We start from the raw sequence: 13,268 nt of genomic DNA on the forward strand, positions 1-13,268 counted from the left end.
GGTTGTTCTAATCGCACTCATTTCGCATACTTTATTGATAACATGAATAAGGAGGGTCTACCTATGAACCGGCGCCATGCTTCTCCCCTATTCCATGATCTGTCTCAAGAAAATCTATTTTTAAAAGCTGAAACGGCCAAATATCAACAGATGATTTCAGATTTACAGTCCACGTATACCTATGCTAAAAACAAGAAGCTATCTCAAGAATATCATGAGATGAAAAAGGATTTCACTCAATTAAAACAGCAATTGGATGAAATGACCATTGACCAAGACGAAGCATCATCTAAAATACAGGATCTCTCTTATAGCAAATCGGAATTATTACATAAAATCGTCCTTCTTCATGAAATGCTGCAAAAGGAAACCTATCATAGACGAAAAGAAACAGAGGAAAAGCACCGATTGCATTTGAAGGTTGTAAAATATAAGGAAATGTCTCAGCAACTACAGGAGCGATTACTAGCCCAAGATAAACAGCTTGCAAAAGAGGAGAAAAAAGGAAATACTTTATCCGCTGTGATTGAAAAACTGCAGCAAACTCTAGGCGATAAAAACGCAGAGCTTCATTTATTACAAGAAGGCGTCCGGCATCTACAGGAGCGTTTTTATGAAACACAAGAAAAATTACTGCAAATCGAAAAAGCAAAAGAAGCCATTTTTTATGAAACGCTCACGAGCTATCAAAAACAGTTAGCCGAAAGCGAGGAATGGATCGCTTCTCATTTTGCTGATATCGACCAGTCACCCCAAACAAATGCCGAGCCGTTCTCACAAGACCCTATTTTGCAAACAACCGAAGAAATAGGACCGATTTTGAAGAAACTAAACGAACAAGTAGAAACGCTCCAGGCAAAAGTTGATGCGGTGCAGCGGAATGGAGAAGTCATGACAGTGAAGATCGATGGATTTAAAAAACAGCGTGACAACATGCCCAAAGAACGAAAGATTGTCTATACAGTTGATCAAAAAAAGTGATCAGTTCATCATGTACGCAAGAAAAAACTGCTGGCATTTACGCCCAGCAGTTTTTTTTTTATTTATTCGTCTTCTGTTTGAATGTCGCCTTCTAAAATATACTGTCCGCGATAAGGTTTCTTCACTTCTGGGTACATTTTAATTAAGCTTTGCATAAACGTTGTCATATTTGGAATTTCAAGACCGCTCTCTTTTTCAATCTCTTTTTGAAGTTCAGAGCTTTTAATCGCCGCATTATGACGCTTTAATGTTTTGATTGCAGCTTCACGAAGCTTAGCTGCCTTTGATCCAGGTCTAGCTGTGCCTCTTCTGCGTCTTGTAGATCCTTCAGGAATACCTACAGGTGCACCATTTAACTGACCTGTTCCTAAAGATGATGTAACGTTTGACTGCGTTTGCGCAGGCTGCTGGTAGCTTCTCATTTCTTGTGCAGCCAGCTCAGCTAATACAGGCAATGAATCCGTTTTTCTCTCTGTACGCACTTCTTTTTTTGTATCTGTGACGAGACCTGTACCTTGACGGTCTAATTCTCTTAGTTTTGCGTAAATCGCATCTCGTTCAATTTGATATTCACGGATGACCTTTACTTCTGCTTCGTTTAATTGTTCCAATCGTAAACGTAACGCTTCCCTCTCATTAAACAATGGATTTCCCCCTCATCATATAAAAAATATTCTATAGTAAATATTAGATTAGAAAACTAATTTTATCAACTATTTTTTTATCATTTTACAGTTTGCTATCAGATAGGTATTTCCAACTAAAATTTTGCCAAAGAAGAAAAATCGGCACCCATTTCATTGCCACTATAGGCTTTTGACCACCTTTAAAATATTGTAAAAATTTTGAATAAATGCTTATACTACTTGATTTATATAGTTATTTACCAAACTGAAATTTCTTTTGTGCAAAAACGTTCTGAATAGTAAAAAGTTAAAATCTTTACATTTTCATTTCAAAATAAAAATGTAAATAGGTCATAATACCTTTTTGTTTCAGGAAATTTTTTTAATGAAATCCCTCATTTTCTCTTTTCTTAGGCATTCCACCTACAATCATATTCATCCAGTGCAATATGTCTCCTATTTTTCCCCATGAAAAAACCCCCATTCATGGGGGGAAAGCCTATTCTGCAGCCTTTTCAGACTCAGAAAGAACTCGATTGACGCGTTTTTCAAGCATTTTCATACCGCTTCCGCCAGCTTGGAAGTGGCGTAAAGCACCTGTTTTATCGAATACATAATAAGCTGGTACATATTCGTTCTCAAATGCTTCTGTTAGTTTATGGTCGCTGTCTACAAAGATTGGCTGTGTGATTTCATGCTCATTTGCAACCTCTTTGATTTTTTCTAGATCTAGGTCATCCTCTGAACGTGGCATATGAACTGCGATCACGTTTAGTTGATCCTTGTATTCATCACGGAATTGGTTCACTTGCGGCATCGCCTCTTTACAAAGGTGGCAGCTAACTGACCAGAAGTGGATCAATGTTGGTTTATCACCAATTAATTCTTCTCTTGTTACTTCTCCATTTAACCATTCTTTTGCACCAGTTAGTTCTGGCATTGGTTGACGTAATTTCATTTTGAAGCGCCTCCATCCATTGTATGTCTCGAAACAAAAAGGTCTAACATCAGTTAGACCCCAGCGTGTAGACAAACCCTCGCATTCTTTGTCAGTCCTGCGTGCTGGTGCTCACGAATGTCACATTCGCTTTGCGCCAGTACTCGTCCTTCCTAGGGCTGCAAAGGTTTTCTATCACGCTGAAAAGAAGACAAAGGGCTAAAATAAACAACATTTTAGCCCTTTGTCAACAATCTGAAGGTCTAACACCCGTTAGACTGTTTCTTCAACTATCAATTAAAGTGTTTTTTGACCAGGTTTCCAGTTCGCTGGGCAAAGTCCACCAGTTTGTAATGCTTGAAGAACACGTAGTGTCTCATCTACATCACGACCGATATTGTTGTGGAATACTGTTTGATATTGAAGTTCGCCTTCTGGGTTAATGATGAATAGACCACGAAGTGCAATTCCTTCTTCTTCAATTAAAACACCGTATTCTCTAGATACTGTGTGGTTTGTGTCAGCAGCTAGTGGGTATTTTAATTCTCCAAGACCATTGTCTTTACGATCTGTGTTGATCCAAGCAAGATGCGTATGGATTGTATCAGTAGATACACCGATAATTTCTGCATCTAAATCTTCAAACTCATCATAACGATCGCTCATTGCTGTAATTTCAGTTGGACAAACAAAAGTGAAATCCATTGGATAGAAGAAAAGAACTGTCCATTTGTCATTCTTGATGTTTTCCTCTAAACTCACTTTACCAAATTCCTTATTAGCAAGTACTGCTTCCATTTCAAAACGTGGAGCTTGTTTTCCTACAAAACGCTCTGCCATATGTAAATCCCTCCAAAAATAATATCTTTATACAGACTTCTTAGCTGTATATAAAATGAGAATCAATAGGTTAAATTCTCATTTAGTTAATAACTTCACAAATATAATTATAATACTTAAGCGATTTTTAGTCAATATTAATTAATAATAAATTTAATTAACGATTTGTCACAATCTTTCGCTCCAACTATTAAAAGTTTAACATGACTTGCATAAGGGAACAAATGATTAGCTTCTCATTTCGCACATACATAGAAAGGTTTTGAAGATCATGAAAGCACTTGAACAAGTAGATTGGGTTTCCATCATCATGAATATCAGTATGATTTTTCTAAAACTCATTGCTATTTTTGTGATTTATTTTATCATCAGAGCGATTGGAAACAAGATGATTAAGCGTGCCTATTCAGCATTCTCTGAGAAGCACGATGTCTCTTTATCACGAGCTCAAACGCTGCAAAGTCTTACCTTAAATATCTTCGCCTACTTGTTAATTTTTATTCTAGTTGTCATGATCCTCGACTTATTTCATTATAACCCAACCGCCTTGCTGGCTGGCGCAGGTGTTGTAGGACTTGCCATTGGATTTGGCGCTCAGGGATTAGTGAGTGATATTGTGACAGGATTCTTCATACTGCTCGAAAAACAATTTGATGTCGGTGAGTATATAACGGTTGCTGGTTTTGATGGGATCGTTGAACAAATTGGACTGAGAACAACACAGCTTAGAAGCTTTGATGGCACTCTTCATTTCATTCCGAACCGAAGTATACTCAATGTGAGCAATCATTCACGAGGGACGATGCAGGCACTCGTTGATATCGAATTATCCCCAGATGAAAATGTGGATCAGATGATCACCACTTTGCAGGCAGCCTGTGATGAAGTTCGTGAGGGCATGCCACAAATCATCGAAGGTCCTCAAGTCGTTGGAGTGGAGGCATTTGGCTCCTCATCTCTCGTCCTTCGTATCATTGCAAAAACTGAAACGATGGAGCAGTGGCGTGTCGAACGAATTCTGCGCAAAAAAATGAAAGAAGCACTTGATCTAGCCAAAGAGCAAAAAGAACCAGGATCATAATATCCTGGTTCTTTTTTGTTAGTTTTATTGAACACGCTGTTCTACTTCTTGACAAATTTCATCAGCCGTCATACCTGACGCTGTAATGACAGATGCCTTTGTCGTTGTGTCTGAAATGCCAAGAACATTTGAATCTAACCCTGTGACCACATAACAGTCACACTGATCCATTTGCTGTTCATTTTGAATACGTACGACATCATACCCTTTTTGCTTCAAAAGTTCTTCTACATCGGATAAAGATGGTTCTACACCAATTCTTGTCATAATCAAGAACACCTCCTGTTCATAAGGTGTACAGGAGACCATTTGATTATTCATTCACCTGCTTGCTTTTTAAAATAAGCTGTCATGACGTTTACAGCAGTTTCAATCGCATTTTCGTCAGGCGTGAGTTTTGCATGGTGCAGACCATATTCTGAATCTACCCCTAGCCAAAACATGAACCCGGGATATTTTTTCAGCATGTAGCCGAAATCTTCTCCTGTCATCGCTTCTCTGCATTCAATGACATTTGCAAGACCTTCTTCGGCTACATATGACATAAATTCTTCTGTCAAATCCTTTGAATTGTCCACTTCGTAATAAGATGAAGGGTATCGAACTGTCGCCTTGCATTCATAGCCAATTTCAATTCCCTTTGCAAGTGCTTCAATTCGTTTTCTCACCTTTTCCATAGACTCTGGCGAGAGCGTGCGAATGGTTCCATCAAGCTTTGCGTGCTGCGCAATGATATTTTGAGCAGTGCCACCTGTAATCGTGCCAACTGTAATGACGGCACTATCAAGCGGGTCCACATTACGTGAAATCACCGATTGCAGCTGCCCTACTAGTGCACTTGCAGCCACCACCATATCATTTGCTAAATGAGGGTATGCGGCATGCCCGCCTTTTCCTTCAAGATCGATCACAAGCTCACTCGTATTAGCAAATAATAGGCCCGGCTTTGTTGCAATCGTGCCGACTGGATATTCAGGTGCAATATGCAGTGCTGTAATAAAGTCTGGCGTCCATTTTTTTAGAACATCACTTGTAAGCATTGGTTCAGCTCCGCCTGGCCCTTCTTCTGCCGGTTGGAAAATAAATAGCAGATCTTCTTTGATTGGCTGATGCACGAAATGATCAATGATACCAAGAGCAATGGTCATATGAAGATCATGTCCACATGCATGCATGTGGCCTTCATGTACCGATTGAAATGGATAGCCCGTTTCTTCAGGGATAGATAATCCGTCCATATCTGCACGATACGCAAAGACGCGCGTAGGATTTGTCCCTTTTACTTTCACAAAAAGTCCAGTCCGCCATGTTTCCATCTCGATTCGATCTGTTGGGTACGATTCGAGATGCTTGATGAGGTAAGCTTGTGTTTTAAATTCCTTAAAACCAAGCTCAGGAATTTGGTGCAAATCTCTTCGAATGGATATTAATTGCTCACGATTTAACAAGTGAACTCGCTTCCTTTCCTCTATACGAATAAGACGTGGATATATCATCCACGTCTATGTCTTCAGCTGCGAATTGTGTCAATTAAAGCTGACGCAGTTCTTGTTTGATTTCAGTTTTACCTTTTGTTTTTTCATCAATGTCTTTAATTTTCTTTGCAGGTGTACCTGCTACAACCGTGTAAGGCTCGACATCGTTCACAACGATCGCTCCAGCTGCTACAACCGCACCTTTCCCAATTGTCACACCTTCTAAAACAACAGCGTTTGCACCAATGACAACATCATCTTCTACTACAACTGGCTTAGCAGAAGGCGGCTCAATGACACCTGCAAGAACAGATCCCGCACCGATATGACAGTTCTTACCTACTGTCGCACGGCCGCCAAGAACAACGTTCATATCAATCATCGTACCTTCACCGATGACTGAACCGATATTAATAGAAGCACCCATCATGATGACTGCATTGTCGCCAATTTCCACTTGATCACGAATAATTGCACCTGGCTCAATACGTGCTTTGATGTTTTTCAAATCCAACATAGGAATCGCAGAGTTACGACGGTCATTTTCCACGACAACATCTTCAATTTTGTCTTTGTTTGATGCTAGAGCTTCTTGAATTTCGCTCCACTCACCGAAGACAACACCTGTATTGCCTGTAATAAATGTTTTTGCATGTTCACCAAATTCAATACCTTCTAAGTCACCTTTAATGTAAACTTTAACAGGTGTTGATTTTGTACTATTTTGAATAAATGAAATAATTTCATTAGCGTCCATTTGTTTCATGTATGTATGTCCTCCTCTTAATTTATACTTCATTACTGTACCAAAGGAGAGTTTTAATGACAAGTGAAAGAATCGTCTGCGCCTTGGCAAATAAAACAAGCGGGCCTCTTTATCCCGCTTCTTGCTGGTGAAGATGAACAAATTGTCTACCAAAAGAAATCAATTCCTCTTCCTCGTTTCCTTCTGGATTCAGCTCAATTTTGATGGATGGCAGGACGATATCACCGCCCAGCTCCTTCACTTTTTCTTCAATTAAATCCACAGCTCCGCAAAAATGTTCATAAGATGTATCTCCAGAACCGAATACAGCAAATGCTTTACCCGTCAAATCAAGCTCTTCCATTTCCTCATATAGATCAATAAAATCATCTGGAAGATCACCATCTCCCCAAGTATATGCACCTAACAGAATGTGCGAGTAATCATGAAGAAGTTCAGCATCAATATCCATCGCTTCATGCCGGTCCACGCTAGCCCCAGCTTCCTTTAATCCTTTTTCGATTAAATCAGCCATTGCTTCTGTATTTCCTGACATTGTGGCATACACCAATAAAACTCTTTTCGTCACTTTTTCTTCCTCCTTATTAATGAATCAGTGCAGGTTCCTCATAAGGCCTGACAAACTTACTTTCATATAAACCCGCACAGAAAAAATTCTCCTTTTGATTGGCGACACGAAAACCATGCCCTTTGATCGTATCAAACCACTTGAGCTCTTTTTGCTCTATATCAAGCTGATACACCTTAGAAAATCCATGCTCGTCCTGTGAGGTGGTCACATACACAATGCCGTTATCCTCTGACACATCCAAAAATGATTCCTCTCGCGCAAAAGCTTGTGATTGAATATCATGCAGCATATTTGTATGTAAGTCTAAAATTTGAACAGACCCTCTTTTCCCTTTTTTAGATCCCAACGCACAGACAAGGAGGTGTTCCCCGCAAAGCAGCATAGAAGCAGTCATTCGGTGCTCTTCTCTGTTTAGGAGAAAAACCTGTTCACTTTGCAAGTCATACACCCATATTCCTCCATGCACCTCATGAATCTGTGTTCCAATATAAAGATAATCGCCCGCTACACATAATGAGCGAATCACAGGGGGGTGATTTACATGAGCAAATGGCTTCATAATTTCCCAGGAAATTCCGAAATCGGTTGACACATAAATACTATGCTTTCCATGTGCGCATACAAACCCATCTTTGCGTCCTGTAATAGACCAAACAACTGCATTTGTCGGAAAAGATGATAGCGCCCATGTGTGGCCCTCATCTCCTGATCGTATGACAGTTCCATTTTCACCAACACCGAACAAATAAGGACCAATATAACTGATAGCATGGATTTTATGCTTAAGCTTAAAAAGCTGCTGCCATCCGCCCTCCACACTGTAATGAAAAATACCTTCTCGTTTGACAGCAACAAAGTAGCCGCCACTTTTAGACGCAGCAACAGCTGTCGCACCTTTATGAAACATGATTTTCAACTCTTTTCTCAGACAATGATGCCCACGTTAAAAAGCTCGTTGCAAACTCCTCACAGCACGCCACATCTTCATCTGTATCTGGCGCAAGTTCCATTTTCAATGTTTCAGGAAATACGGATGCACCTGTCGATTTCAGCATGTCATGAAAGGTATGAACAGCCTCGCAAAACTTCGGATAACTGTAATCGCCTGATCCAAATACCGCCGCTTTGATGTGAGAAAGTTCAAGGGATGAGACCTCTTCATAAAAATCTTCAGCTTCATAAGGTAAATCACCGTCACCCCATGTGTAAGAGCCGATCATGACATAATCGTATGAAGAAAGATCTTCTGCACTTGTGTCGTCAAATTCCATCATCTCTGTCTCTATCCCTTTTCCTTCAAGCGTTTGTTTTAAGATCGCTGCCATATCTTCCGTATTGCCAGACATACTCGCAAATGCAATTAGTGCTTTCATCTATTGGTCACCTCATCTAAATGATAATCATTTTCAATTATTATATGTACACTTTAAATGATAATGATTTTCATTGTCAAATGTTTTATGAAAAGGTGCTGTTCAAAATACACATGACGTACATCAAAAAACCGCTCATTCCAATTGGAAGGCGGCTTTAATTGATCATCACTCTATCTCTTTGTGATGTACTCTTTTTTTATTTCTGAATAAAATATGGACCGCAATCGGTTTCGTGCGTCATCACAAATGTCCAATTTTCTTCCCAATCCATGACATACAGATCGCTATAGTCCATGTGTCCGTCTGTATATGGCAATTCCTTCACTGACAGGTCAGCGGCGTTTTCAAACAGATACGCTTCTTGAGTAAATTGATAAAAAAGAGTACATGTATGCTTTGATTGCTGATGAAAGGCGTTGATCGCTGCCTCTTTTTCAAGGCATTCAACTTTTCCCCAGCTACATAAGTGCCATAGGAAGCCATCCATCCCAATCTCTTTTTGTTCTTCTAAAGAAAGATGACTTGCAAAACGTCCACGCCATCTCTCGCGTAAATAAGTTCCCCACTTCGGTATATCCGTCTTCTTTTTTCGTTGATTTCTCATCATTTCTTCCAGCTTTCTGTTTTTTCAGTATGGAACGGGTAAATCTATTAGAAACCTAATCAAACTACTTATCCTAAAAAAGCACCTCCTCTTCCAGAAGTACTTACACTGCCTCACTTTCAAGCATTTCTTTCACCACACCAACAAATGCTTGAACTTGTTTTAACTGAAAAGAGGCTTCATATCCTAACAGCCACGTGTCACGTCCGATTTGCTCTCCATTTGCGTCTACGAGCGGGGTTTTGTGTACGCTTTTCTCATGATCATATAGGGTGACCGAAGGCAAAATGGCGTAGCCGATACCGTGATAGGCCATTTGTTTACATGTCTCAATCTGGTCCACAAGAATCGTCTGTTTTGGCGACACTTTAAACTTTTGATGCCACCAGTGCTGAATTTCTTGATAATAGGTGCTATCACTTTTAAATTGAATAAACGGGCGTTCTGTCTCAATTAACTCATCCACGTCCTTGATGACAGAATCGACTAAATATAAATGATCGGTCATTAAGTATTCCTTTGTGCCCTTCCAATCAGGATTCCCGCGAATGATGCCGATGTGGACATGGTCTTCATACAGACTTTTAAGCATCTCACTGCTCCAGCCTGTCACAAGAGATACTTTGGCATTTGGGTATTTCTCGACATACCGCTTCAACACCTTTGGCAGCCAGTGCTGACCAATAATGGACGCAACTGCAAGCTTGAGTGTACCGTGAATGTCTCCTTCAAGCTCGTCAATTCTCTCTCGCACTCGATCCTGCTCAGTCGTGACCTCTTTGGCGAATTGAATGATCTGTTCGCCAGCTGAAGTGACTGTCAAGCCTTTTTGTGAACGAAAAAAGATTTTGGTTCCCCACTCTTTTTCAATCGTTTGCAGCCTTTGAGATAAGGCAGGCTGAGAGACAAAGAGCCGCTCTGAAGCCTTTCTCATATTCAATTCCTCACTAAGTACAACAAGCATATGTAACTCTTGAAGCTGCATGGGCGCCCTCCTTCTCTCGATAAGTTTTTCTTATTTTATATAGTCATTATATAAATAATAGCTTATGAAGGCAAAAAAAATAAGCTGGGCTGCAGCTCATTTTTTTGCGGAATGAATGACTTCATTTAAGCGCTTTAATACAACACGCCGAGTGAAAATCCCTTCGAATACTTGCTCTTCATTTTCCACACAAACAAATCCATTATTCGTCACAGCGTGAACACCTTTTAAAACAGGATCGGTCGTTTTCAGTCTTGGAATATCTGATAGCATGACCTCTTCTACCTTCAATTGGTCGAGCTTTTCAAATTCAATTCGTTCTAAGCCAAAGATTTTATCCATAATCATATTTGTTCCAATTAACCCATGAAGGTGATAAGAAGCATCCAGAACAGGTATGGCTGTATATCCTGTTTTTGTCAGGACCAATAGGGCGTGTTCAAGATTATTTCCAATTTGAACGTGTGCCACTTTATCTGCATCAATCATATGCTCAGCTACTGTTGACTCAAGTAATTGAGCCGGTTCTATCTCTATCATGTTTCTTCGACCCCTTTTCTCTCAATCATCAATCATACATTCCCCTTTAACATTAAGCATAAACTAAAACGAATTTTGTCGAAAGATTTTTTTCTGCATAAAAAAGATACTCAGCGTAGAGTATCTAATAGAATGTTCAATCGATATTAATTCTCAAACCTTACTCTGTCATACAATGTGATCAATTTCTTATACGTATTGTCGTCGACATTTTTTGTTCCACATTCTATATCATTGATCTCACTGCTTAGTAATTCGACAGCATATTCCTGATTCAGTAATACGTTTAATAATAGCTTTTTCTCTTCTTCATTAAAACGATTTTCGATGACGCTCATTCAACATCAGGCCCCCTGTTTCATATATGCTTTTATATTGATTAGCAGGCGTTTGAATGTCTGCTTCCTCTCTATACAGCTAGAATAAGGAACTAGAATCGAATCGTCAACCGCACGTTTCGACAACGTTTGGAGAAAAATGACGGAATTTATTTTGTGTATCGATTGGCGTAGCAAAATGCTGCGTATGAGTCGGGTTTTATTTTTGCTTCAATTCCCATGGCTGTGATCATTCCGGTCATTTCCTGGATCAGCTCTTTTGTACTTCCTTTTTTGCCAATATCTAGATGGACTTCAAAACGAAGGTCTGCCCCTTCCTCAGCAAACGGAAGAAGCAAATCCATCAGTTCTGTTAAAGGTCCCTCAAGGATGTCTGCACATACCTTTTGGCTAAACGCTGTCTCTAATGAAATTTTTTCTCTAAGACTTTGTACAGGCCGATTCAACACTTGCTGCGTGAGACAGCCCCAAGCTCCTTTGCCGATCCGGTGAAGATGAATTGCAGTCATAAATGTTGTGACATTCTGATTGACCTGAGAGTCCGTACCAATTGATAGTACATAAACAGATCTCGGGTCTTTTTGAATAAAGTCTTTCATTCTCATGACAACATCAGAAAACGCTAAATGCTCTTCAGAAAGATTAAAGAAAAAAGAATCACTCACAGAAAGGAACTCCTTTTAAATGGTCTCTTATCCGAATATTGCACTGAATGATCATCTTCCTTTTGCTTATCACCTATGAAGTGTATGCTTCCGCAATCAACGAAGGAATTCTTAGAAAAAACATTTCATACGATTCAGCTTAGGATTGTAGAAGCTCAAAAATCTCAATCGAAATCATATCAATGTTGTCAAATGGGAAAGTGTTTGGCTTATCCCCTTGTTGAAAAACAGTCAATTCAAACGTTTGATTCTTTTCGAAATACTTAACACTACAGATTTTCTCACCGTTCACTTCGAAATAACGCTGTGCCGGCTCGTTTGCAGCTTCTGCTGTCTCTTGAAGACTTTGCAGCCTTGTAATGATACCCATTAATTGTGACATTCTAAAAAAAGACTCCTTTCAAAAAAACAACTCAAGATGAACCCGTATTGATTATACACAAGTCCTACAAAGCATCATACCATAAAGTGTTCTCAGATGATATTTTTCCTCTTGAATTCAAAAAAAGAAAAAGAATCTGTTTTTTTATTTTGAGTCTTTTTTCTTATCTCATGCATCTTGTTTTTTATAAACCGGCCGATCTCATCAGGCGTTTCGCAATTTCGTCAAAATCTTCTTTTGAAATACCTGGAGCAAACTCTTCCGGCAAATCTCTATAATCTGGCACGGGTGCACCTTTTGGCGTGCCCTCAATAACTGTCAGCGGCTTTCCATCAATCGGATGGTTTCCTTTCCAAATTTGATTGATATCCTTATAATCCGTGTCACTAAATGTATACAGCTTTGTATGAACATTTTGATCTTCAAACTTTCTTGCAGAATCAAAGTATTTATTGTCGAGATTTGGAATCGGCAGCATCTTCCCAACATCTACTCCTGTCGCTACCTCAAGGGCTTTTGCATACGCCACAACATGTACGCCGCCTCTGACAAGTAAATAACCGATCATTTCTCTTGCCGTAGGGTGATCCGTCATTTCATATACGCGCATTTTATGCGTACGAGCTCCGCACTCTAGGAAGAAGTTATGAAGAAGATCCAGAATCAGATTACCACTTGAGAACACATTCTCACCTGTCCACGGCTTTGCCATGGAGTCAAACGGATAGCCTGTTTGTGCCATTTGGATAAAATGCTGCGTATTTCGTTTATCAACAGCCGCTTTCATCGGGGTCGTATCTGGATCGCCCCCATGGGTGGTTCCCGTAATCATGAGATTGACTGCAGTTGTCACAAGCTCTACATGACCGAATTCTTCAGCTGTAATACTTGATACAAGATCATAAAATGGTTTGAGCTTTCGTTTCCCTCTAAAGTTAAACGATTGAAACATGTAGTTATTTAATGTGGACATTTCACCAAATTTTCCGCCGAGTAATTCTTGCACAGCCGCTGCACCATTTGCATCTGGGTGATCAGGCATTGGTAAATCAATCAGCAGCCGCTTGTCACGTTTGATCATGACTTTTCCCTCCTACTGTC

Annotated in this window: 18 protein-coding genes; 2 read left to right on the plus strand and 16 right to left on the minus strand. The window is 39.8% G+C overall.

What is annotated here, in order from left to right:
- The first annotated feature begins 63 nt into the window (after positions 1 to 63).
- Positions 64 to 981 (plus strand): coiled-coil domain-containing protein, encoded by a 918-nt coding sequence (locus N521_RS16445; protein WP_035392200.1) that lies wholly within the window; start codon positions 64 to 66, stop codon positions 979 to 981.
- A gap of 62 nt (positions 982 to 1,043) precedes the next feature.
- On the opposite strand, the gene N521_RS16450 is transcribed toward N521_RS16445, so the two are convergent.
- From N521_RS16450 to ahpA, 3 genes are all read right to left on the minus strand, one after another.
- Positions 1,044 to 1,625, minus strand: coding sequence for a Rok-like winged helix domain-containing protein (locus N521_RS16450; protein WP_017367156.1), 582 nt, complete (start codon positions 1,623 to 1,625; stop codon positions 1,044 to 1,046).
- A gap of 481 nt (positions 1,626 to 2,106) precedes the next feature.
- Positions 2,107 to 2,565: a TlpA disulfide reductase family protein gene (locus N521_RS16455; protein WP_008345174.1), complete on the minus strand. Its 459-nt coding sequence runs from the start codon at positions 2,563 to 2,565 to the stop codon at positions 2,107 to 2,109.
- Positions 2,566 to 2,841: 276 nt separating this feature from the next.
- Positions 2,842 to 3,384 carry a biofilm-specific peroxidase AhpA gene (gene ahpA, locus N521_RS16460; RefSeq protein WP_007498654.1) on the minus strand — a complete coding sequence of 181 codons (543 nt, stop codon included), beginning with the start codon at positions 3,382 to 3,384 and terminating at the stop codon, positions 2,842 to 2,844.
- 271 nt (positions 3,385 to 3,655) lie between these two features.
- Between ahpA and N521_RS16465 the strand changes: the two genes are divergently transcribed.
- Positions 3,656 to 4,465: a mechanosensitive ion channel family protein gene (locus N521_RS16465; RefSeq protein ID WP_035392203.1), complete on the plus strand. Its 810-nt coding sequence runs from the start codon at positions 3,656 to 3,658 to the stop codon at positions 4,463 to 4,465.
- 24 nt (positions 4,466 to 4,489) lie between these two features.
- On the opposite strand, the gene N521_RS16470 is transcribed toward N521_RS16465, so the two are convergent.
- The 13 genes from N521_RS16470 to N521_RS16530 all read right to left on the minus strand — a co-directional run bounded on the left by N521_RS16470 (position 4,490) and on the right by N521_RS16530 (position 13,248).
- Complete coding sequence (locus tag N521_RS16470) at positions 4,490 to 4,732, minus strand: YkuS family protein (RefSeq protein WP_003211408.1); 243 nt, start codon at positions 4,730 to 4,732, stop codon at positions 4,490 to 4,492.
- A gap of 50 nt (positions 4,733 to 4,782) precedes the next feature.
- Positions 4,783 to 5,961, minus strand: a complete 1,179-nt coding sequence (locus tag N521_RS16475) for an N-acetyldiaminopimelate deacetylase (protein WP_046527697.1) — start codon at positions 5,959 to 5,961, stop codon at positions 4,783 to 4,785.
- Between the two features lie 34 nt (positions 5,962 to 5,995).
- Positions 5,996 to 6,706, minus strand: a complete 711-nt coding sequence (dapD, locus tag N521_RS16480; protein ID WP_008347987.1) for a 2,3,4,5-tetrahydropyridine-2,6-dicarboxylate N-acetyltransferase — start codon at positions 6,704 to 6,706, stop codon at positions 5,996 to 5,998.
- Between the two features lie 109 nt (positions 6,707 to 6,815).
- Positions 6,816 to 7,274 carry a flavodoxin gene (locus N521_RS16485; protein ID WP_035392205.1) on the minus strand — a complete coding sequence of 153 codons (459 nt, stop codon included), beginning with the start codon at positions 7,272 to 7,274 and terminating at the stop codon, positions 6,816 to 6,818.
- A gap of 16 nt (positions 7,275 to 7,290) precedes the next feature.
- Entirely contained in the window at positions 7,291 to 8,184 is an 894-nt protein-coding gene (locus N521_RS16490; protein WP_035392208.1) for a hypothetical protein, read from the minus strand.
- Positions 8,174 to 8,650 carry a flavodoxin gene (locus tag N521_RS16495; RefSeq protein ID WP_017367153.1) on the minus strand — a complete coding sequence of 159 codons (477 nt, stop codon included), beginning with the start codon at positions 8,648 to 8,650 and terminating at the stop codon, positions 8,174 to 8,176. The genes N521_RS16490 and N521_RS16495 overlap by 11 nt, the downstream gene beginning before the upstream one ends.
- Before the next feature lie 199 nt (positions 8,651 to 8,849).
- Entirely contained in the window at positions 8,850 to 9,257 is a 408-nt protein-coding gene (locus tag N521_RS16500; RefSeq protein ID WP_017367152.1) for a DUF4275 family protein, read from the minus strand.
- Positions 9,258 to 9,360: 103 nt separating this feature from the next.
- On the minus strand, positions 9,361 to 10,242 hold the full coding sequence (locus N521_RS16505; protein WP_007498669.1) for a LysR family transcriptional regulator: 882 nt from the start codon (positions 10,240 to 10,242) through the stop codon (positions 9,361 to 9,363).
- Positions 10,243 to 10,338: 96 nt separating this feature from the next.
- Positions 10,339 to 10,782, minus strand: a complete 444-nt coding sequence (gene cbpB / locus N521_RS16510; RefSeq protein ID WP_007498671.1) for a cyclic-di-AMP-binding protein CbpB — start codon at positions 10,780 to 10,782, stop codon at positions 10,339 to 10,341.
- Between the two features lie 146 nt (positions 10,783 to 10,928).
- Positions 10,929 to 11,120 (minus strand): antirepressor AbbA, encoded by a 192-nt coding sequence (gene abbA / locus N521_RS16515; RefSeq protein WP_008347999.1) that lies wholly within the window; start codon positions 11,118 to 11,120, stop codon positions 10,929 to 10,931.
- A gap of 149 nt (positions 11,121 to 11,269) precedes the next feature.
- On the minus strand, positions 11,270 to 11,785 hold the full coding sequence (locus N521_RS16520) for a ribonuclease H-like YkuK family protein (protein WP_008348001.1): 516 nt from the start codon (positions 11,783 to 11,785) through the stop codon (positions 11,270 to 11,272).
- Between the two features lie 139 nt (positions 11,786 to 11,924).
- Positions 11,925 to 12,167, minus strand: coding sequence for a YkuJ family protein (locus N521_RS16525; protein WP_003212254.1), 243 nt, complete (start codon positions 12,165 to 12,167; stop codon positions 11,925 to 11,927).
- Positions 12,168 to 12,351: 184 nt separating this feature from the next.
- Positions 12,352 to 13,248 carry a manganese catalase family protein gene (locus N521_RS16530; protein WP_035392211.1) on the minus strand — a complete coding sequence of 299 codons (897 nt, stop codon included), beginning with the start codon at positions 13,246 to 13,248 and terminating at the stop codon, positions 12,352 to 12,354.
- Positions 13,249 to 13,268 lie beyond the last annotated feature (20 nt).

The sequence above is a fragment of the Bacillus sp. UNC125MFCrub1.1 genome (genome assembly GCF_000701305.1).
GTDB lineage: Bacteria > Bacillota > Bacilli > Bacillales > Bacillaceae > Bacillus > Bacillus altitudinis.

Excerpts from the sequence above, each read along its gene's own strand:
- N521_RS16445 (WP_035392200.1), top strand. The coding sequence starts at position 64 with ATGAACCGGCGCCATGCTTCTCCCCTATTCCATGATCTGTCTCAAGAA.
- N521_RS16455 (WP_008345174.1), bottom strand. The coding sequence starts at position 2,565 with ATGAAATTACGTCAACCAATGCCAGAACTAACTGGTGCAAAAGAATGG.
- ahpA (WP_007498654.1), bottom strand. The coding sequence starts at position 3,384 with ATGGCAGAGCGTTTTGTAGGAAAACAAGCTCCACGTTTTGAAATGGAA.
- N521_RS16465 (WP_035392203.1), top strand. The coding sequence starts at position 3,656 with ATGAAAGCACTTGAACAAGTAGATTGGGTTTCCATCATCATGAATATC.
- N521_RS16470 (WP_003211408.1), bottom strand. The coding sequence starts at position 4,732 with ATGACAAGAATTGGTGTAGAACCATCTTTATCCGATGTAGAAGAACTT.
- N521_RS16475 (WP_046527697.1), bottom strand. The coding sequence starts at position 5,961 with ATGATATATCCACGTCTTATTCGTATAGAGGAAAGGAAGCGAGTTCAC.
- dapD (WP_008347987.1), bottom strand. The coding sequence starts at position 6,706 with ATGAAACAAATGGACGCTAATGAAATTATTTCATTTATTCAAAATAGT.
- N521_RS16490 (WP_035392208.1), bottom strand. The coding sequence starts at position 8,184 with ATGTTTCATAAAGGTGCGACAGCTGTTGCTGCGTCTAAAAGTGGCGGC.
- N521_RS16495 (WP_017367153.1), bottom strand. The coding sequence starts at position 8,650 with ATGAAAGCACTAATTGCATTTGCGAGTATGTCTGGCAATACGGAAGAT.
- N521_RS16500 (WP_017367152.1), bottom strand. The coding sequence starts at position 9,257 with ATGAGAAATCAACGAAAAAAGAAGACGGATATACCGAAGTGGGGAACT.
- N521_RS16505 (WP_007498669.1), bottom strand. The coding sequence starts at position 10,242 with ATGCAGCTTCAAGAGTTACATATGCTTGTTGTACTTAGTGAGGAATTG.
- cbpB (WP_007498671.1), bottom strand. The coding sequence starts at position 10,782 with ATGATAGAGATAGAACCGGCTCAATTACTTGAGTCAACAGTAGCTGAG.
- abbA (WP_008347999.1), bottom strand. The coding sequence starts at position 11,120 with ATGAGCGTCATCGAAAATCGTTTTAATGAAGAAGAGAAAAAGCTATTA.
- N521_RS16525 (WP_003212254.1), bottom strand. The coding sequence starts at position 12,167 with ATGTCACAATTAATGGGTATCATTACAAGGCTGCAAAGTCTTCAAGAG.
- N521_RS16530 (WP_035392211.1), bottom strand. The coding sequence starts at position 13,248 with ATGATCAAACGTGACAAGCGGCTGCTGATTGATTTACCAATGCCTGAT.